Genomic DNA, 20881 nt, shown 5'->3' with positions numbered 1-20881 from the left:
AACAAGGAAAGAGTCACATGAAGTCATTACTCGACCTGTTCAAGCAATTTACGCCCGATGAGCATTTCGATGCCATCCGCATCGGCATGGCTTCGCCCGAGAAGATCCGTTCGTGGTCTTTTGGCGAAGTGAAGAAGCCCGAGACCATCAACTACCGGACCTTCAAGCCCGAGCGCGATGGCCTGTTCTGCGCCAAGATCTTCGGCCCGATCAAGGACTACGAGTGCCTGTGCGGCAAGTACAAGCGCCTGAAGCACCGCGGCGTGATCTGCGAGAAGTGCGGCGTTGAAGTCACGCAGACCAAGGTGCGTCGCGAACGCATGGGTCACATCGACCTGGCCGCGCCCTGCGCCCACATCTGGTTCCTGAAGTCGCTTCCGTCGCGCCTGGGCCTCGTGCTCGACATGACGCTGCGCGACATCGAACGCGTGCTGTACTTCGAAGCCTACGTGATCACCGACCCCGGCATGACCCCGCTGAAGAAGTTCGGCATCATGTCCGAGGACGACTACGACGCGAAGCGCAAGGAATACGGCGATGAGTTCATCGCCAAGATGGGCGCCGAAGGCATCAAGGACTTGCTGGAAGGCATCGAGCTCGACAGCGAGATCGAAAAGCTGCGCGGCGACTTGACCGGTTCCGAAGTCAAGGTCAAGAAGAACTCCAAGCGCCTGAAGGTGCTGGAAGCTTTCCGCAAGTCCGGCATCAAGCCCAACTGGATGGTGCTCGAAGTTCTGCCCGTGCTGCCCCCGGACCTGCGTCCGCTGGTGCCGCTGGACGGTGGCCGCTTCGCGACCTCCGATCTGAACGACCTGTATCGCCGCGTCATCAACCGCAACAGCCGCCTGCGCCGCCTGCTCGAACTGAAGGCGCCGGAAATCATCGCGCGCAACGAGAAGCGGATGCTCCAGGAAGCGGTCGATTCGCTGCTGGACAACGGCCGTCGCGGCAAGGCCATGACGGGCGCCAACAAGCGCGCGCTCAAGTCGCTGGCCGACATGATCAAGGGCAAGAGCGGTCGTTTCCGTCAGAACCTGCTGGGCAAGCGCGTCGACTACTCGGGCCGTTCGGTCATCGTGGTGGGCCCGACGCTCAAGCTGCACCAGTGCGGCCTGCCGAAGCTGATGGCGCTCGAACTGTTCAAGCCATTCATCTTCTCGCGCCTCGAAGCCATGGGCATCGCGACCACCATCAAGGCCGCGAAGAAGGAAGTCGAATCCGGTACGCCGGTGGTGTGGGACATCCTTGAAGAAGTGATCAAGGAACACCCGGTGATGCTGAACCGCGCACCGACGCTGCACCGCTTGGGCATCCAGGCCTTCGAACCCATCCTGATCGAAGGCAAGGCGATCCAGCTGCATCCGCTCGTCTGCGCGGCTTTCAACGCCGACTTCGACGGCGACCAGATGGCCGTCCACGTGCCGCTGTCGGTGGAAGCGCAGATGGAAGCCCGCACGCTGATGCTGGCCTCCAACAACGTGCTGTTCCCGGCTTCGGGCGAACCGTCGATCGTTCCTTCGCAGGACGTGGTGCTGGGTCTGTACTACACGACCCGCGACCGCATCAACGCCAAGGGCGAGGGCCTGATCTTCTCCGACATCGGTGAAGTCCAGCGCGCGCTCGACGCCAGCGTGGTCGAGCTCACCGCGAAGATCGCCGTGCGCATCACCGAGTACACCAAGGACAAGGAAACGGGTGAGTTCACGCCGTCGACCTCGCTGGTGGACACGACCGTGGGCCGTGCACTGCTGTCCGAGATCCTGCCGAAGGGCCTGCCGTTCGCGAACATCAACAAGGCGCTGAAGAAGAAGGAAATCTCCAAGCTCATCAACGTCTCGTTCCGCAAGTGCGGCCTGAAAGAGACCGTTGTGTTCGCCGACAAGCTGCTGCAGAACGGCTTCCGCCTGGCGACCAAGGCCGGCATCTCGATCGCCATCGACGACATGCTCGTGCCGGCCGAGAAGCACGGCATCATCGAGCGTTCCGCCAAGGAAGTGAAAGAGATCGAACAGCAGTACGTCTCGGGTCTGGTCACCTCCGGCGAGCGCTACAACAAGGTGGTCGACATCTGGGGCAAGGCCGGCGACGAAGTGTCGAAGGTCATGATGGCCAAGCTCTCCAAGGAGAAGGCCACCGATCGCCACGGCAAGGAAGTGGAGCAAGAGTCGTTCAACTCCATCTACATGATGGCCGACTCCGGCGCTCGCGGTTCCGCCGCGCAGATCCGCCAGGTCGCCGGTATGCGGGGCCTGATGGCCAAGCCCGACGGCTCGATCATCGAGACGCCCATCACGGCGAACTTCCGCGAAGGCCTGAACGTGTTGGAGTACTTCATCTCCACCCACGGTGCCCGTAAGGGTCTGGCCGACACGGCGCTGAAGACCGCGAACTCCGGCTATCTGACGCGTCGTCTGGTCGATGTGACGCAGGATCTGGTCGTGATCGAGCAGGATTGCGGCACCCACGACGGCGCGGCGATGCGCGCCATCGTCGAAGGCGGTGAAGTGATCGAATCGCTGCGCGAGCGCATCCTGGGCCGTACCGCGGCCGAGGACGTCCTGCATCCGGAAACGCGTGCAGTGCTGGCGAAGGCGGGCGACATGCTCGACGAGGACGTGATCGAGGCGCTCGAAGCCGAAGGCGTCGACGAGGTCAAGGTTCGCACGGCGCTGACCTGCGCGACCCGCTTCGGCATCTGCGCCAAGTGCTACGGCCGCGACCTCGGCCGCGGCGGCCTGGTCAACAACGGCGAAGCGGTCGGCGTGATCGCGGCGCAGTCGATCGGCGAACCCGGCACGCAGCTGACGATGCGGACCTTCCACATCGGTGGTGCGGCGTCGCGTGCGGCAGTGGCCTCGAGCGTCGAAGCCAAGTCCAACGGCGTGATCGGCTTCAACGCCACGATGCGCTATGTGACCAACAGCAAGAACGATCTGGTCGTGATCGCACGCTCTGGCGAGATCATCATCCATGATGAACACGGCCGTGAGCGCGAACGCCACAAGGTGCCGTACGGCGCCATCCTGGCGGTGAAGGCCGATCAGCAGATCAAGGCGGGCCACGTGCTGGCCAACTGGGATCCGCTGACGCGCCCGATCATCACGGAATTCGCCGGTCAGACGAAGTTCGAGAACGTCGAGGAAGGCCTCACGGTTGCCAAGCAGGTGGACGAAGTCACCGGCCTGTCGACCCTGGTCGTGATCGACCCGAAGCGCCGCGGCGCTGCCAAGGTCGTGCGTCCGCAAGTGAAGCTGATCGACGCCTCCGGCGCCGAGGTCAAGATCCCCGGCACCGACCACTCGGTGACCATCGGCTTCCCGATCGGCGCACTGGTCCAGGTGCGTGACGGCCAGGACGTGGGCCCCGGTGAAGTGCTGGCGCGTATTCCGGTCGAAGGCCAGAAGACCCGCGACATTACCGGCGGTCTGCCGCGTGTCGCCGAGCTGTTCGAGGCGCGTTCGCCGAAGGACAAGGGCATGCTGGCCGAGATGACCGGTACCGTGTCGTTCGGCAAGGAGACCAAGGGCAAGATCCGCCTGCAGATCACCGATCCGGAAGGCAAGGTCTGGGAAGACCTCGTGCCGAAGGAAAAGAACATCCTGGTGCACGAAGGCCAGGTGGTGAACAAGGGCGAAAGCGTGGTCGACGGTCCGGCGGACCCGCAGGACATCTTGCGCCTGCTGGGTTCGGAAGAACTCGCGCGCTACATCGTGGACGAAGTGCAGGACGTTTACCGCTTGCAAGGCGTGAAGATCAACGACAAGCACATCGAGGTGATCGTTCGCCAGATGCTGCGCCGTGTCGTGGTCGAGAACGTCGGCGATACCAACTACATCGCCGGTGAACAGGTCGAACGCAGCGAGATGCTCAACACCAACGACGCCCTGCGCGCCGACGGCAAGATCCCCGCGACGTTCACCAACCTGCTGCTCGGTATCACGAAGGCATCGCTCTCGACCGACAGCTTCATCAGCGCCGCATCGTTCCAGGAAACGACGCGCGTGCTGACCGAAGCCGCGATCATGGGCAAGCGCGACGAGCTTCGTGGCCTGAAGGAAAACGTCATCGTCGGCCGCCTGATCCCCGCAGGCACCGGCATGGCCTATCACCAGGCCCGCAAGGTCAAGGACGCCATGGACGAAGCCGAGCGGCGCGCGATCGCCGAAGCGGAAGCGGCCGAACTGTCCGGTGCCAGCGCCTCAACCGACGACGCAACCACGGTCGATGCCAGCGAAGGCGCTGCGACCGAATAACTGGTTAGCATCACCGGCAATGACCGGTATCCAGCGCCCCCCTTCCGCTCGCGGATCGGGGGCGTTTTTCTTCCTGGAGCAAGAGTGAGCGGTATGCCCGAATCCTTGCCTTACTGGATCGCTGGCGCCCTTGCGCTCTTTTGGTTTGTGGGCGCTTACAACCGGCTCATGCGTCTGCGAACGGCCGCATTGCAAGCCTATGCCGCGCTCGATGCCGCCTTGGTGCGACAGCTCGAGTTTGTTCACGCGCGCGTCGCCGAGGCCGAGACTCCGGCTGCGCCGCAGCCGCCGTCGGGCGCCTCGCTTGACGCCGCGGCCAGCCAGCTCTCGATCCTGCTGGCGAAGACGCGCCTACGACCGCTCGATCCAGCAGGCATTGCCGCGCTTGGCACGGCGATGCACGTCCTCCTCGGAGCCTGGCAGCGCATGCATCCCGATGCAGTCGTCAGCTTCGAGGCCGACGGGACCCTGTCTCGTCCCGCTCCACTCGATGGCAAGGACGAGCCGTTCGATGGTGTGGCCCCGATTGCTTGGCCCGAGCCTTCCGCGGCAGCGGAAATCGCCCGCAGCCAATTCAACCTTGCCGTCGCCCAGTACAACGCGGCGATCACCCAGTTCCCGGCCTTGCTGGTGGCGTGGATCATGCAGCTCCGACCGGCGGCCCCGTTGCACTGACCCCGGCGCATGCGCGGTCACCGCGTTCCCGCCATTACCATCGACCCAAGTTGCCAGATTCTTCAGACTCCATTCCAGTTTCGCCCGGTTCGCCCGGTTCGCCGCCTCTTTGGCGCCAGTTGCAGCTCACCGCCGCAGCGCTTGCCTCGATTCGCAGCGGCGTGTCGGGCTCCGTGGCCTTCGAAGCGGTCGATCCGCACCTGCGCCCCGGCGTGCAGGCGCTCGGTTTCCAGGTGCTGCGCTGGCTCGGCCGCGCCGAAGCGCTGCGCCGTCAACTCGCCAAGCGCACGCCGCCGCCCGCTGCCGACGCTCTGCTCTGCACCGCCCTCGCACTGGCGTGGGACGCCGAGCGCTCGCCCTACGAGCCCTTCACCCTGGTCGACCAGGCCGTCGAGGCCGCCAAGCGCAATCCGGGAACCCGCGCCCAGGCGAGCTTCATCAACGCCTGCCTGCGGCGCTTCCTGCGCGAGCGCGATGAACTCGTCACCGCCACCGAGCGCGAGCCGGTCGCGCAATGGAATCACCCGCGCTGGTGGATCGAGCGCCTCAAGCGCGAGCATCCGCGCGATTGGCAGCGCGTGCTGGCGGCCGACAACACGCAAGCGCCGATGACGCTTCGGGTCAACGTGCGGAAGACCGATGTCGCGTCTTTCCGGCGTGCCCTGGAAGCGGCCAGCCTTCAGGCAGTGCCTGTCGGCGCCACCGGGCTGCAGCTGACGCGCGCGCGCCCGGTCCAGCAGCTCCCGGGCTTCCTCGACGGCGAGTTTTCGGTGCAGGATGCCGCGGCGCAACTCGCTGCCCCCTTGCTCCTCGACGGCCTTCGCGCGCAAGGACCATCGCCTATGCGGGTGCTCGACGCGTGCGCGGCGCCAGGCGGCAAGACGGCCCATCTGCTCGAATTCGCGGCCCCCGCGGCGATCGAAGTCACGGCGCTGGAAGTCGACGCCGTTCGCAGCCGGCGCATCGACGAGACCCTGTCACGGCTCGGAATGAGCGCCAAAGTCGTCGTTGCCGATGCCTCGCGCCCGGCGCAGTGGTGGGATGGCGTGCCCTTCGACGCCATCCTGCTCGACGCCCCGTGCACCGCTTCGGGCATCGTCCGCCGGCACCCTGACGTTCGGTGGCTGCGCCGGGAAAGCGACATCGAACAGCTGGCGCTCCAGCAGGCGATGCTGCTCGCGTCACTCTGGCCGCTTGTCCGACCGGGCGGCCGGCTGCTCTATTGCACCTGTTCGGTGTTTAAGGAGGAAGGTGCGCACCAGATCGAGGCGTTCCTTGCACACAACACCGATGCCCGTTTGCTGCCTTCGCCGGGCCATTTGCTACCCCAAAGCGGGGTGAATGCCCGTGGCGTCCCGGACAATCCGTTGGGTGATCACGACGGTTTCTTCTACGCGCTGCTCGAGAAGCTCTAGCTCTGACCAACCCGGTCCGGCTTGGCGGGCCGTGTTGATGATGCTTGTCGGGCTCCTGGCGTGCCTCCCCGGATGGGCAGCTGCCGACCCCCACGGGGCGGCGGTGACGCAGATGCGTCTCGAGCAGGCGGACGACGGCGTCTATCTCACCGCGCAGGTCCAGTTCGAGTTGCCGCCCTCGATCGAGGAGGTGCTCGAAAAGGGCATCGCCATCTATTTCGTGGCCGAGGCCGAGCTTTACCGGGAACGCTGGTACTGGACCGATCTCAAAGTGGCACAGGCGACCCGGCACATGCGGCTCGCGTACCAGCCTCTCAGCCGCCGATGGCGGCTCAACGTGTCCCCCGTGCCCATTACCAACGCAGGCTTCGGCGTATCGCTGAACCAGAACTTCGACACCCTGGCTGACGCCCTTGACGGCGTGCGCCGGGTGGGGCGGATGCGCCTCGGCGACGCCGCCGAGATCGGGGACGAAGGCGCCCATCCCGTGACCTTCCGCTTCAGGCTCGATACCTCCCAGCTTCCGCGCCCCTTCCAAATCAGCGCCTTCGGCCAATCGGACTGGAATATCTCCATCGAGAAGAGTGCCCGGCTGGCGCTGGAGAAGGCCAAGTGAGCACGGATTCGCGCGGTGGCAACCGGCCGCCGCAGGCGGTGCGGCGCTCCCGTGCCCGCCGCTGGGCCATCGGCGCCGGCGCAGCGCTGGTGACGGCCATCGGCCTCGTGCTCATGTTCCTGCTGGCGCAGGCCACCAACAACCGCGCCTTCTACGAGCGCAACTACGCGCGCCTCTTCGGCATCAACGTCATCGTCGCGGTGGTGCTGGTACTTGTCATCGGATGGGTGGCGTTCAGGCTCCTGCGACGTCTGCGCCAGGGCAAGTTCGGCAGTCGCCTGCTGATCAAGCTGGCCGCCATCTTTGCCCTGGTCGGCGTGGTGCCCGGCGTGCTGGTGTACGTCGTGTCGTATCAGTTTGTCGCCCGGTCGATCGAAAGCTGGTTCGACGTCAAGGTCGAGGGCGCGCTCGATGCCGGCCTCAACCTCGGCCGTGCCACCCTGGATTCGCTGTCGGAAGACCTGATGAACAAGACCAAGGCGGCCAGCGGCCAACTGGCCAACGTCTCGGACGCAGGTGCCGGCCTGGTGCTAGAGCGCATCCGCGACCAGATCGGTGCCACCGACGTCGTCCTTTGGACAGGCAACGGACAGCTCGTGGCTGGCGCGGGCCTGTCGCGCTTCCAGCTCAACCCGGAACGACCTTCGCCACAGCAACTTCGGCAAGTACGGGCCGATCGCGCCGTCGCGCATATAGAAGGACTCGACGAAACGCCCGCCCCGGGTGCCGCCGCGCCGCCACCGGCCAACGTCCGGGCGCTTGCGCTGGTTCAGCGACAAGGCTTCGAATTCAACACCGAACCGCGCTTCCTCCAAGTTACGCAGCCGCTGCCACCTGCGGTCGTGGCGAACGCGCTCGCCGTCCAGGAGGCCAATCGCGAATACCAGGAACGCGCGCTCGCCCGCGAAGGGCTGCGCCGGATGTACATCGGCACGCTCACGCTGACGCTGTTCCTGGCGGTGTTCGGCGCCGTGCTGCTGGCCGTGCTGTTCGGCAACCAGCTCGCGCGGCCGCTGCTGGTGCTGGCCGACGGTGTGCGACAGGTGGCGGGTGGGGACCTGCGGCCCACGGCCGTGCTGCAGGGCAAGGACGAACTCGGCGGCCTCACGCGCTCCTTTGCCGTCATGACCCAGCAACTGGCGGATGCGCGTGGCGCGGTCGAAAAGACCATGGGCGAGCTCGACGCGGCCCGGTCCAATCTCCAGACCATCCTCGACAACCTGACCTCGGGCGTGATCGTGCTCGACACCCGGGGCGTTATCCACTCGACCAATCCGGGCGCGACGCGCGTGCTGCGCGCGCCGCTGGCCGCTTTTGAGGGCCAGCCGCTGGCCGAAGTGCCGGGACTCGGAGAATTCGCCCAAAACGTGCAGCAGCAGTTTGAGGACTTCGAAGTCGAGCGCATGCAGCATGGGCTCGACCATTGGCAGCATGCCTTCGAGCTGCACGCTGAAGGCGACGCCATGGACCAGGACGCCATCAACATCGTGGCACGCGGAGCCGAACTGCCCGACTCTGCCAGACTCCTGGTGTTCGATGACATCTCGGAGATCGTCTCTGCCCAGCGTGCGCAGGCCTGGGGCGAAGTGGCGCGCCGCCTTGCCCACGAGATCAAGAATCCGCTGACGCCTATCCAGTTGTCGGCAGAGCGCCTCGAGATGAAGCTCTCGGGCAAAGTCGCTTCGACGGAGCAGGCGATCCTCACCAAATCCGTCAAGACCATCGTCGACCAGGTCGATGCCATGAAGCGGCTGGTGAATGAATTCCGCGACTATGCGCGCCTGCCCGCCGCCGAATTGAAACCGGTCGACCTGAACGCGCTCGTGACCGATGTTCTGCACCTTTATCCGCCCGACCACCACCCGAGCGTCGCGCTGCGTTTCGAGCTGGACGAGCGGTGCCGGCCCATTCGCGCCGATGCCCAGCAGATCCGCCAGGTCATTCACAACCTGTTGCAAAACGCCCAGGATGCGGCAGAGGTGACGGCGCATCGCTCCGGACAGCAGGGCGAAGTCGTGATCCGCACGCGGCTGTCGGATTCGGGCCAGCGCGTGCGCCTCACCGTGCAGGACAGCGGAACCGGCTTTGCCGAGCACATCCTCAAGCGCGCCTTCGAGCCCTACGTCACGACCAAGTCCAAGGGCACCGGGCTGGGCCTGGCGGTCGTCAAGAAAATCGCCGACGAGCACGGCGCGCGAATCGAACTTTCCAACCGCATCGTCGATGGGGCTGTGGCTGGGGCACAAGTCTCGTTATCATTCGCGCTTGCAGCTGAGCCGCAGGGAGCAGTCGCTCACATAGAAGATTCGAAGTCATCCGTCACCTGAAGCCCCCGTTGGGCGAGGCGATGGGCCGGCAAACGGACCTCTCACTCCATACAAGACACACGGCGCACAACTAGCAAAAATGGCAAACATCCTCGTGGTCGACGACGAGCTGGGTATTCGAGACCTGCTCTTCGAAATTCTCAATGACGAAGGCCACAACGTGGAACTCGCCGAGAACGCAGCCGAAGCGCGCGCCGCTCGACAGCGTGCCCGTCCTGACCTGGTCCTCCTCGACATCTGGATGCCCGACACCGACGGCGTGACGCTGCTCAAGGAGTGGTCCGCAGCCGGCCTCCTGAGCATGCCGGTCGTCATGATGAGTGGCCACGCCACGATCGATACGGCGGTGGACGCCACACGTATCGGTGCCTTCGCATTTCTCGAAAAGCCCATCACCTTGCAGAAGCTGCTGAAGGCCGTCGAGCAGGGCCTTGCACGCGAAAGCGCGCGCCGTGCCGCGGCCAGCGTTGTGCCGCCCGCGAGCAGCTTTGCCGCGGTGGTCACGACGGTGGGCGACAGCGCGTTGGTGCCTGCTGTGCCACCGTTGCCGGCGGCGGACCTGGGACCACAGTCCACGCAGAGCTTCGACCTGGACCGCCCGCTGCGCGATGCGCGCGACGGTTTCGAAAAGGCCTACTTCGAATTCCACCTCGCCATGGAGAACGGCTCCATGACGCGCGTCGCCGAGAAGACCGGCCTCGAACGCACCCATCTTTATCGGAAATTGAAGCAACTCGGCGTCGATCTTTCGAGAGGCCGTAGAAGCGCTGTATAATCTAAGGCTGCACACCAAGGCCCGGTAGCTCAGTTGGTAGAGCAGCGGATTGAAAATCCGCGTGTCGGTGGTTCGATTCCGCCCCAGGCCACCAGTTTTGCCCGCATGGGGCATAGAAAGCCTGCTATCAAATCGGTAGCGGGCTTTTTTCTTTGTGTCCCGCGTAGCCACAGCGTAGCCGCCGGTACCGGGTTTCCGCGCCCGAACTGCCGACGCGAAATTCCGATTTGGGTCCCATCCAGCGCGATCCTCCCGCGCAGATCGCGGGCGCCGTTGTGGGCCGTGAAGCCGGGTACAGGCTGCTATGGCAGGTTCCATCAGATCCGCCGATGGGGCGCGGGTGCCCTTGGTATGAGACACGCCTTCCAGGGCCGCAGGCTCGCGCATGGCACGCGGCAAATCAGCCTGCAGCATGCAATGCAGACCCCCCACCCCATCGGACCGGACGGCGGCTCGCGATTCTTGGCGGCGTCGGATTTCAGCGGTTGAGCGCGGTGCGCGCAATGTTGGCGATGCGCTTGAGACTATTCACCTTGACCGGGCATTCGGCGATGGCCGCGATCAGCACAGAGCGCGGTCGCTCAGCGTTCGAGCGCCTTGGTTGCCTCTCGTGAGAATAGAACGTCCCTCTCCACTCCATCTGCGGCCCGGATGCTCATAGTCGTTCGTCAGGTGCACGCAGCCAACCTGGATGCAGGACATGTCACTGCGAGTCTTCTTATCCCCAGCTCGACTTTCGGTATACGCCATTCATTCGTAGCACTCACATATTCCCGTATACGGATTCACCTCCATTGATCATCGCTCGCTCGTTGATGGCGGTGATTTCTGCGTACCGAAAAGACGATGGTCTGCTCGAGGTGTCGCGGGCGGTCGCAGGAGCGTCTTGAATGCGGACTTCATTGCTGAACACCGAAATCTCGTCCGCTTGCCAGATGACGTATACGGATAACAAAAAATCCGTGCACGGAAATCAAGGGCATGAGGAAGTTGAGTGGATACGCCAGCAACGATTCTGAGCACGCCCGAGGCAAGCGAATCGCCGCATGAAAGTGGGCGGCAACGGGAAAAGATCACATCTCCACGCCACCGCCAAGCGAGCCTCGGGTGGATCCATCGCAGGACGGCCATTTTCGATGCGCCCTGCACTGTAGGATCGCGGTCCAGGAGGCCTGATGGCACAAAAAAACGCCCGGCTGGGCAAACTGATTGATGGATTTCGCGAGGCGCCTGGTACAGAGCGCAACCTGTATGACAGTTTGAAGAAGCTGCTGACCGACGCCGCCGCTCCCACCAGATGCGAGGCCCAAAGCATCGTTATCGATTCGGCAATTCCGGGCACAGCCTGTGCACCGGATCTAACTCTGTACCTCCTCGGAGACAACGGCAAGCCCGTGGTCACCGCATCCCATGTGTTCGCCTCAATCGAGGTTAAGCGGTTCAACAGGTTAGCCAGCGACGAGGAACAGATCCTCGCCGACAAATCCAAATACATCACTTCAACCACCCGGTTCTTGTTCCTCATCGACCAAGAACAGGTCATCCGATTTGTCATCTTGCCGGGCGGCACCATTGGGCCTAGAGCATCTTGGCGCTGGTCACAACTAAAGTCCGATGTGGAGTTTGTTGCGGCCTTCGGCCCGATAAGCGCTGAACACGCGCGTGTCTCAGCAGCCATCAGCGCCTTCAAGCGCGGCGAAACAGGCTTCGCGTATGTCGGTGTGGACGACTCATCAAGGCGAGAGTTTATCGACGCAGTGCGCGTTGGAGCCGCGGCTATTCGCGAGGCTGTCCTAACGGTTCTGCTCGACGTTGTGAAGGATCAGGTCCGTGTTGCGACTGCGGAACTAAACGCGTTGGTGCCCCGGTGGGGGGTGTGGTCGGTGGAGTGGTCAGACGCGGCATTGCCCTTTGTCACGTGCTCAGGAATGGCCGACCTATCCGGCGGCGCGTTGCTTGAATACGAGAACCATGTAGACCAAGTGATGTTGGCCATTGAACCCTACGCCGCCGCCCTAAAGCTGGAGACGGTGGTCCTGCCACGGACGGCGGCTCGCATGGGGTTGGAAGGCAAGGTCTCGCTACTGCTGCCCCCCAAAGACTCGAAGAACAAGCTCACTGACTCGGGCAAAGCAATCGAGTCGCTGGGTTACGAAACTTCTTCCATGATCCTGTCGCGCATGCTCATGATCAGATTCGCTGAGGACCATGGCCTCCTGCAGCGATACATCTGCAACGGCGGCATTGAGCAGTTCAGCAACTTCGCGGCGCACTTCAAAATTGGGGCGCAAGGCTTGCTGCGCGAGGTGTATCGCAAGGCTCGTGATCTGTATTCAAGCATCTTCTCGGCTGACCCTCTGGATTGGGCTGTGCAAGGCGACGATGCCGTGTTGAGCGAGGCGCTTCTTCATGCAATGTGGCTCCTGTCTCGATGGGACTTCACGACCGTAAAAGGCGACATCTTGTCAGGCGTGTATGACAAGTTCCTGGATGTGGCGAAGCGTCGCGCATTGGGCGAGGTGTACACCCGCCCAGAGATTTGCAGGTACATGTTGGCGCGCTGTGCACCATCCGCAGCTGCAACCGTTTTCGACCCTGCGTGCGGGTCGGGCACTTTCTTGGTGGAACACCTTCACGCGCAGCTCGAGCGGTTGCGCAGCTCGGGCGCGCTCAACCTGGAGGCTGTCCAAAGTGTGCTGCAACGCATCCACGGACTCGACCTCAATCCGTTCTCCGCAGTGCTGACCCAGATTCAGATCCTCTGGCAGCTCCTGGAGGTGTTCGCTGATCAACCGCCTGACCATCAGAAAAAGATTGCGAAGGCGCTGATTCCGCACATCATGGTGGAAGGCGGCCACACCTCGCTCGATCCCTTTGACCAGCCCATGGAGGTGCAGACCAACGCTGAGCTGGATTTAGGGCAGGCAGATACGGGGGGGCGCCGCCACTCTGGCGCTCGCGGGAGCCAAGTCCGTCGCCGCCTGAAGGCCTTTGCTACGGGGCGCTACGACGTGGTTGTTGCCAATCCCCCCTATGTGAGATACCACCGTCACACGCTCGACGAACGCACCCGAGCGGCGTATGGCCGAGTAATCGAAGGGCAGCCCGACCTGTACATCATGTTTCTTTACCGGGCGCTTCGCAGTTGGTTGAAACCAGGGGGACGGACTGCCTTCATCATCCCTATCGCTGTTCTGGAGGCAGACTACGCAGAAAAACTCCGCAGCGTCATCGCAGAGTACAAGTTGATCGAAGTAATGGACTTGGAGCCGCTTCGCAAGCTCACCTTTCGCGGTGTCAAACGGCAAACAGTGATCCTTGTGCTTGAGAACAGTCCGTCAAGTCCAGACGACTTGGTAACCGTCGCGATTGCTGGTACGGAATGCTTCGATGTGGTGAGTGACCGTATCGATCTGCAGCAAGCCGTGTCGTCGCAGATACCACGTCGCTTCTTGAACATCGAGACGTATTTCGGGGCGACAGAACAGATCGAGGAGACGGTATGACCTGGCTCACGAGCAAGATCCAGGCGGACGATGTACCTATCCTCGAAAAAATAGGACGAGCAGCACGATTGAAAGATCAAGTGGAGATGCTCTATCGAAAGAAAGGTGGCGCTGACAAGGGACTCGTTCTGCGCGAGTTGCCGCACGGAGCGCCGGCGGCGGACTGGACGCCCCGGCCGCTCTTCTACATGGGCTTGAAGCTTGGTAGCAAGGCAGCATTCACAGAGACCGGAAAGGGAGTCTACAAGGGACTCAACATTTTTCCCGGAGGCCTAAAAGGCGAACCGATGGGACAGTGGGACGGAGTGAAAGCGCCCCAAGATCTGAAAATCTACCGGTATAGCGACTTCTTCGCGCAGGATCGCCTTTTCGCGTCAAGAGAGATTGCGCAGCTACCTACCATCGCACCAGTACCTGCCGGCGCCGTCTTCAACAATACAGTCATTCTCATTCAGATGCGGGAGCGATTTCCGCTTAATGGATGGGTGCTCGCGAGACCCGTGATGTTCGCTGCAGCAACATGCTTGCGCGCCACCATTGTTGAGGATCTGGTGTGTCATTGGTACCCCAAGAACCTTAATCTGATACCAATGCCCCTGAGCCCGTCAGCCGAAGATCTGATGGCGCTCGAGACAGCGACTGAGCAACTCGTTCACGCCGACGAGAATCTTGCGGATCGATGGCGGCAAGTCGAAGCCGAGTTGAGTTCACAACCCACCATGTCGATTAGCCAACTTATCGCGAATGGCGCTCTCTTGGTGGAAGGTTTTGCGCTGCCACCACCCGCGACGGCGGATACAGTCCTGCAGGACTTGCTGATGAACGAAAGCGGGATAACCGCTGGCAACGGCTCATTCGTGCTCGCCGTTCCGAACGCGGATCTTCGGGCTGTTATCTGGTACCAGCTTGACAGGAAGATTAACGACGGGGAAGAGGTTCAGCCATCCTCTATTGGTGCACTAAAGATCCCAGCCGAACCTGCGGCCGTCGCGGCGATCATCCGTGACGTACATGGTTCTGATGCCGCTGAGGCGTTCGAGACGGCGCGGAGGACTCTAGATGCCATCGCAGCACGGCTGCTTGGCCTCTCGGACGATGATCTGGCGTACATCGAGCAGCGATTTATCACTGATCCGTTTTTGTCTCAGGTACGGCCGATGTGGGCACACCGCGGACTGCATGTGCAAAGCTACCACGACCATTCGGGCGGCGACCGCTTCGCGAGCTGAGATCCCTTCAGCTCTGAGTTCATCGATAGAGACCAACCGTATCCTTCCGCCCAACTACAGCTACTGAGAACCACAATGAGTACGGACTTTGCAGACCTGGAAATCGAGACCGAGGACGAAGACGAGGAGGTATCCGTTGTCTATGACATCGCGACGTATCCGTCTGACTTCACACTGGCTGGCATCGCGCAGATGTGGAAAGACGGCGACATCGAGATTCCGGATTTCCAACGGGAGTTTGTTTGGACTATCAAGCAGTCATCCGTATTAATCGATTCCTTCTTGTGCGGCCTTCCGGTGCCACCAGTATTTTTCTATATCGACGAAAAAAACAAAAACCTTGTCATAGACGGGCAGCAACGAATCTTGAGCGTTGTGTTTTTCATGGAGGGATACTTTGGAGAAGAAAGTACCCAAGGAAAACGAGTCGTGTTCCGTCTTTCGGGCTTGGAAAGCAAAAGCCCTTATTACAACAAGCGATTCGTTGACCTCGATGAAGTTGATCAAAGAAAGCTCAAGCAATCCGTTCTTCGCGCAGTAAATATCCGTCAATTAAATCCTACCGGCGAAGGGACGAGCGCGTATCACATTTTCGAAAGACTGAACACCGGCGGCACCCCGCTCAAGCCTCAGGAAATTCGCAATTGTGTATTCCGAGGAGCACTCGGCGCAAGACTTAAAGAGGCCAACCAAGACAAAAGTTGGCGGAAAATTCTTGGAAAAAAGACAATCGACAAGCACCAGAGAGATGTGGAGATCATTCTTCGGATTTTTGGACTTGCTGGCGCATCGGATAAATATGAAAAGCCGATGAAGGAATACTTGAATGCGGCAATGAAAAAACACGTGGACGGGCGCACCAAGAAGTCAGAACAGTTTTTTGAAGTATTCCCCAAGGCATGCGAGTTGATTGCTGGCGCCTTAGGTGAGAAGCCTTTCCACTTGAGGGGCCCACTCAACGTATCTGCGCTGGATGGGGTAATGTGCGTCGTAATAGAGAATCTAAACAATATCGACCCTTCCGAATTAAGCATCAGATACAAGAAACTTCTTGGGGACCCAGAGTTTCGCCGCTTAACTCTGCTGGCAACAACAGACACAAATACTCTACAGGCCCGTGTGAAACTGGCACGCGAGGTTCTGATCGGCTGAGTGATGGCTTACAAAAATCATTTCAAGCATGCTGATGACCTTGTTGGACACCTCAATGGGTTCGTGCCCGGACTTTCGGACCCATTGCTACGCGTTAAATACACGGGATTCGTTGCGGTCGCCGCAGTGACGGTATACGAACTTGCAATTAAGGAGATTTTCTGTGAGTTCGGTCGTCGTAAGCACAAGGTTTTGGGTAGCTTTACGGAAAGCTACTTTGAACGGATCAATGGCCGCATAAAGATAAAAAATATCGAAGACGACTACGTTGCAAGATTTGGAAAGAATTATGTAGATCGTTTTCGCAAAAATTTGAACGGTGCCGTGGCCACACATTTGGCAACTCATAAGCGCGATCTTCGCAGTGGATATTCAAATCTCATCTTGTGGCGAAATGACTTTGCGCACGAAGGTAAGGCACCGACAACTGCGACATATCCCGATGTGGTTATTGCCTATGAAGATGGAAAAGCTGTAATCGATTGTCTGGCCACCTCCATGGTCAGGTGATGGAATCGCCTCGAGCGTTGTCAGCAGAAAAACAAATCGCTCGCAACAGTCGCGGATACCGGCCCCCGCCGCCCCCGCCCGCAGGCCGCCCGCGTCCGCGCAGGCAGGCGGATTGTTCGGAAAAAACATGCAGCTTGCTCGGTGAAATTACCGTGTTCGTCGGGCGTCTGCAAGGCTTGCAGGGGGCTCCGGAGGGGCTAGAAACGCGTCGGGAGGCCTTTCGGGTTCCGCGCGACCCATGCGTCAGCACACGTACCCGCCCGTCCCTTACGCGTGCTCCCACGTCATGTCATCTCGGGTGAAAGATGCGCACGTGCTAGCACCTTGCTCGCGGGGTGCTAGCAAGGTGCTTGCGCCGGTCGCGGGCGGTCTCCGGGTCCGTGGAGCGCAGTGCCTCGCACGTCGGTGGATATCAGTCGCGGGCTCATGATTCCATCGTGCTCGGAGTGAATCGGTAGCGGGTGGCCTTGCCGTCCGAGCCCTTAGAGACGACCGAGAGCACGCCATCACGGTGCAGCACCGAAAGCAGCTTCCAGGCGTAGGTGTAGTGCACGTTCAGATACGCGCCAGCCGTTCGAACGTCAAGGAAGAACGGCTCGGGTTCGTTGTGCGTGGCAAGCGCCATGCAAAGACGGACCAAACGCGTCATCGTTTCACCGTAGCCGAACCCTTCAAGGACTCTGGGGAGCGCGGCGTCATGATCGATGCTGCGGACGATGCCGCGGAGGACATCGCCGTGCGGAATGCGCACCTTCTCGAACGCGCGGGCGAAGTCATCCAATGTTTCCGCAAGCTCTTTCGTCGCGATATGCGGCTGTGCAAGCACATGCCAACGGGTGGCGAACTCGCGCTTTTCGCTCCACGTTGCGTGCAGGCGCAGGGCCTTGAGATATCGAGCCAACTCGAACAGGCGGTGATGACGTTCTCCCTCGTGTCGGGGCAGCGTGCTCGGCGGAATGGCGATGGAGTCTACAGAGGAGAACAAAAGAGGACTTAAGAAATCCTCGGTTCTCTTCTGTCCACTTCCGTTCTCTTCTGTAGACCCCCTCTTCCTGATTTTGGTCGCGAACTCCGCGAAAGCCGGCATCTGAACAAACGGACCGGAAATGAGCGGACGGCCGGTGACGGTGAAGTATCGGGCGCCCGAGTACAACTCCACGCGCACGCCATCGATTGTTCCCCGCGTGCCGCTGGCGATGTCATCGCCGTAGCCAAGGCCATGGAGGCCCTTGGCGCTGGGGCTCAGTTCGATGTAGCCGCAGCCGATGCGATCCATCAGGCGCATTGCTTCGGGGGCGGCCTCACCGTGCGTGACGCACTTGTCCAGGTCGATGCCCACGATGGGGTCGCCGGCTGTCAGGACGAACCCAACGCCGGAAAAGCCGCCCGTGTTGTAGGCCGCTTGCGCCTGCTCGAACGTCGCCCAGGTGTGGGGGTCTACAACGCTGGCCGGCAACTTCGGAGCAGTCGCGCAGAAGGGGACTTTACGGCCCTTCGATAGCTTCCAGGTGACCCAACGATGACGCTCACGAAGCTCTACCGGCATGGCCTGAAAGTCGGGCGCGAGCAAACTGCCTATGCCGGAGCCGTCGTGGAGCGCGTCACGCATCATGATCGGCTTCCGATCCTGGCGACGAAGGCGCGCACCTGGGCGAGCGAACCGAAGTGCCGCACCAGACCCCAACGGGCGATGAAGTAGACGGGCCGCCCATCGGCGTGGTCGGTGCGACGCAGTTCGTGCCCTTGCAATGCGGCCACGGCGCGGAGGGTGGCAAAGGCTTTATCGGCGTCGGGCTGAGTAGAATTCGCGGTGCAATCTTGTGATTCTTGAGAGCCCTCGGCGCCGCAATCGCCTGGGGCTTTTTCTTTGTGGCTCATGGCACTATTCCCAGCAGGCGGCGGAGACCAACCACGGGCCACGCCAGCCGGCCATTGATGCGCAGAGGCCGCAACGGTCCGTCCTCGTTGCACGCCCAACCTCTCAAGGTCTGCGGGCGGCGGCTCAAATAGAAGGCGGCCGTTGCCGTATCAACGGCGGGACGGTTCTGCTTCTCCAGAGGAACTGGGCGATTGCCAGCAGCCGGACTTTTCTCCACGCGCGCGAGCGTTGTCGCGCTCGGATGAGTTGCGGGTTCCATGTTGGTCTCCAACACCGCCGAATTGCGATGCGTTGAGCCCCATCATTGGCACTTGAAGTAGAAAGAACAGCAGACCCTTAGTGCGAGTCGGACTCCAGCTCTTTCCAAGCCTTCCATCCGTCGAGGGCGCCCATCACGCTCCACGCCTTCTGCACGATTGCAAGGGTCATCTTCTTGTTGCTGCCCTCGTTCGTGTTCTTCCGAGCTACTGTCCTAAATGCCTCTCGGAGTGGCGCATCGGCCCGCGTTCGGCCGAGCGTCGTCAAGCGGTCGTATTCTTCTCCGACTGCGATAAAGAGTGCGAGGCGCACGTCCCGCAAGTCCTCTTTTGCCGGCGGCCTATGCGACGGATTGATGAGGTGAAGTGCCTTGTTGGCGTCCACACCCCCCTTGACCGTTGCTTCGAGCGATTCCAACACAGCGCGCAGGAACACCGCATCGCGCGGGCTGGGCTGCGCGCCACGGTCAAGGAGATTTCTCCAGGCAACGGTGGCTAGGAATAGAACCCGGCGGCCTTCGCTCGAGTCGCCCTTAGAGGCGTGCTCTACGTCTCGCGTCGCCGCCGCCACCAGCGCCGCCCATGGATCGGCCTCATCATCTGTTGCCATCTGCGCCCCTGGTGCAGCCCTGTGAAGGAGCCACGGCAGGCGAGCAGGGGACTCGCTTTTCGCTCCGTCGAGCTATCCGTGGCCGATGCCTATCTTGAAGCCGCCAACACTCGCAGCGCGCTGGGCTGAGCGTCGGCAACGAACACCACGCCGGCCTGCTCCAGCATCCATGCCTCGATGCGCTCATGGTGAACGCGCAGCAGATCAAGGGGCCGGCGAATGTAGTTCTGCTCGCGGACACCCTGGGGAGCGTGGCCTTGAATCTGCGCGCTTATCCCGCCAGGGATATCAAGCCACTCGCACAAGCTCGCGAAGCTGCGGCGCAAGCCATGCAACGTGAGGCCGCCCAGTCCTGCCGCTGCACAGGCTTGGCGATGCGCAATGCCGGGCTCCACGATGCGCCCGGACGCACTGCGTGTTGTCACATCCCCGGCTGGTGCCGTCTGCCCCTTGCGGGCGTGGTATTGCTCGCGGCGCCTTGCGTTCTTGTCGCTCAGGTCAATGGCCTGCGCGCTGGAGAAAACCCATTCGTTGCGGCGCGGCAGGGAAGTCATCAGGTTCCCGACATAGGGGGTAAGCGGCACGGCGCGCTGGCCCTCGATCTTGTCGCGCAGACTCATGCCCTTCCATTGAAAATTTACATCCTCCCAGCGCAGGGCGGCCAGTTCCTCGCGGCGCGCACCGGTCAATAGCAGGCACTGTAGGTAGGCGCTGATGATGGGGTTTGGAATGGCCCGAACATGCTTGAACCATGTGGCTAGTTGCTCGCGCTGGAGATAGTCATTCTTGGTCTGTGGCTTGCCTGCCGCCTCGCGGGCCTTCTTGGCGCTGGCGGCGGTTGGGTCGGCCTTGCCATTCATATCCGGCTCGGCGGCGGCCCATCGGAGAAACGCTTTCAGAAGACGCAGCGCCAGCCGGACGCGGGCCGGGCGGCCGGGTGCCTCCTTGGAGGCCCATTGCTCCACGGCAACGGGAGTCAGGTCTACCAGCCGCAAAGCCATCAATTCCGCCAGCGGACCGGCCTTGGTCTTAACTCCAGGCAGGCGCTTGCGGTCTTCACCGCCTTCATGGGTCATCTTCACGTGATCGACGTAGTTTCGCTCGCCCCAGTGGGGCCGGCGCTCTGCGATGTAGCGGCTCCATGCCTCGCCCACGGTCAGGGCGTCAGCGGCGAGGCGCTTTGCGTCGGCAGCGTTCCGCGCCTGCTTCTGAAGTTCCACTTCGCGTGGATCAATGCCGCTGTCCAGCATCACAGCGAGACGGCGCGCTTCGGTGCGAGCCTGCTCGATGGTCCAGGCGCGCACATCCCCGATGACGCGGCGAATGGTGTGGCGATTCAGCTTTCCCTCGAAGACGAAAGACTTCGCGCCCGTGTTGGACACGCGCACCCGCAGGCCCGGTGCTTCGCTGTCGCGTAGGAAGGCTTGCGCCTTGCGGTCGGTCTGGCAGGTCAGGCGCTCGATAACGCCATTGGTCAGGTTTACCCGCTGGGTGGTGTCGGGTGCTTCTGTTTTCTTCGGTCGGGCCATGTCGATGCTTTGGAGGAACTGGCTACGCCGGAATGCTGCGTAGCCACTGCGTAGCCAGATTCCATGAATTTAGACGAATAAAGATCAACAGATTGGTGAGCGCCTCACGTCGAGTGTGCAGCTAACGTGTTGATTTATATGGATTGTA

Annotated in this window: 14 protein-coding genes and 1 tRNA gene; 11 read left to right on the top strand and 4 right to left on the bottom strand. The window is 61.7% G+C overall.

Annotation, left to right across the window (positions count from 1 at the left end):
- The first annotated feature begins 17 nt into the window (after positions 1-17).
- From rpoC to QTI24_RS29160, 11 genes are all read left to right on the top strand, one after another.
- Positions 18-4253, top strand: a complete 4236-nt coding sequence (gene rpoC, locus QTI24_RS29210) for a DNA-directed RNA polymerase subunit beta' (RefSeq protein WP_286605257.1) — start codon at positions 18-20, stop codon at positions 4251-4253.
- 93 nt (positions 4254-4346) lie between these two features.
- Positions 4347-4928: a LemA family protein gene (locus tag QTI24_RS29205; protein ID WP_353506120.1), complete on the top strand. Its 582-nt coding sequence runs from the start codon at positions 4347-4349 to the stop codon at positions 4926-4928.
- Positions 4929-4999: 71 nt separating this feature from the next.
- Positions 5000-6343, top strand: coding sequence for a 16S rRNA (cytosine(967)-C(5))-methyltransferase RsmB (rsmB, locus tag QTI24_RS29200; protein ID WP_286605271.1), 1344 nt, complete (start codon positions 5000-5002; stop codon positions 6341-6343).
- Positions 6344-6380: 37 nt separating this feature from the next.
- Entirely contained in the window at positions 6381-6959 is a 579-nt protein-coding gene (locus tag QTI24_RS29195; RefSeq protein ID WP_286605269.1) for a DUF4390 domain-containing protein, read from the top strand.
- Positions 6956-9286, top strand: a complete 2331-nt coding sequence (locus tag QTI24_RS29190; protein ID WP_286605254.1) for a sensor histidine kinase — start codon at positions 6956-6958, stop codon at positions 9284-9286. Before QTI24_RS29195 ends, QTI24_RS29190 begins: the two co-directional genes overlap by 4 nt.
- 79 nt (positions 9287-9365) lie before the next feature.
- Positions 9366-10061 carry a response regulator gene (locus QTI24_RS29185; RefSeq protein WP_286605252.1) on the top strand — a complete coding sequence of 232 codons (696 nt, stop codon included), beginning with the start codon at positions 9366-9368 and terminating at the stop codon, positions 10059-10061.
- Positions 10062-10079: 18 nt separating this feature from the next.
- Positions 10080-10155, top strand: a tRNA-Phe gene (locus QTI24_RS29180).
- A 1081-nt stretch (positions 10156-11236) separates the two neighbouring features.
- On the top strand, positions 11237-13567 hold the full coding sequence (locus QTI24_RS29175) for an HsdM family class I SAM-dependent methyltransferase (RefSeq protein ID WP_286605251.1): 2331 nt from the start codon (positions 11237-11239) through the stop codon (positions 13565-13567).
- The gene (locus QTI24_RS29170; RefSeq protein WP_286605249.1) at positions 13564-14796 is read left to right on the top strand and encodes a hypothetical protein; all 1233 of its coding nucleotides are present in this window, start codon (positions 13564-13566) and stop codon (positions 14794-14796) included. The genes QTI24_RS29175 and QTI24_RS29170 overlap by 4 nt, the downstream gene beginning before the upstream one ends.
- A 75-nt stretch (positions 14797-14871) precedes the next feature.
- Positions 14872-15948 (top strand): DUF262 domain-containing protein, encoded by a 1077-nt coding sequence (locus QTI24_RS29165; protein ID WP_286605247.1) that lies wholly within the window; start codon positions 14872-14874, stop codon positions 15946-15948.
- 3 nt (positions 15949-15951) lie between these two features.
- The gene (locus QTI24_RS29160) at positions 15952-16458 is read left to right on the top strand and encodes a HEPN domain-containing protein (protein ID WP_286605267.1); all 507 of its coding nucleotides are present in this window, start codon (positions 15952-15954) and stop codon (positions 16456-16458) included.
- Between the two features lie 424 nt (positions 16459-16882).
- On the opposite strand, the gene QTI24_RS29155 is transcribed toward QTI24_RS29160, so the two are convergent.
- The 4 genes from QTI24_RS29155 to QTI24_RS29135 all read right to left on the bottom strand — a co-directional run bounded on the left by QTI24_RS29155 (position 16883) and on the right by QTI24_RS29135 (position 20733).
- Positions 16883-18070 carry a hypothetical protein gene (locus QTI24_RS29155; protein ID WP_286605245.1) on the bottom strand — a complete coding sequence of 396 codons (1188 nt, stop codon included), beginning with the start codon at positions 18068-18070 and terminating at the stop codon, positions 16883-16885.
- Complete coding sequence (locus tag QTI24_RS29150; protein ID WP_286605244.1) at positions 18067-18336, bottom strand: immunoglobulin domain-containing protein; 270 nt, start codon at positions 18334-18336, stop codon at positions 18067-18069. The genes QTI24_RS29155 and QTI24_RS29150 overlap by 4 nt, the downstream gene beginning before the upstream one ends.
- Before the next feature lie 337 nt (positions 18337-18673).
- Positions 18674-19204, bottom strand: coding sequence for a hypothetical protein (locus QTI24_RS29140; protein ID WP_286605243.1), 531 nt, complete (start codon positions 19202-19204; stop codon positions 18674-18676).
- 89 nt (positions 19205-19293) lie between these two features.
- Positions 19294-20733 carry an integrase arm-type DNA-binding domain-containing protein gene (locus tag QTI24_RS29135; RefSeq protein WP_286605242.1) on the bottom strand — a complete coding sequence of 480 codons (1440 nt, stop codon included), beginning with the start codon at positions 20731-20733 and terminating at the stop codon, positions 19294-19296.
- Positions 20734-20881 lie beyond the last annotated feature (148 nt).

It is taken from the genome of Variovorax sp. J22P240 (assembly GCF_030316855.1).
In the GTDB taxonomy this organism is placed as follows: domain Bacteria; phylum Pseudomonadota; class Gammaproteobacteria; order Burkholderiales; family Burkholderiaceae_C; genus Variovorax.
This window is presented reverse-complemented; position numbering and strand designations above follow the sequence as displayed.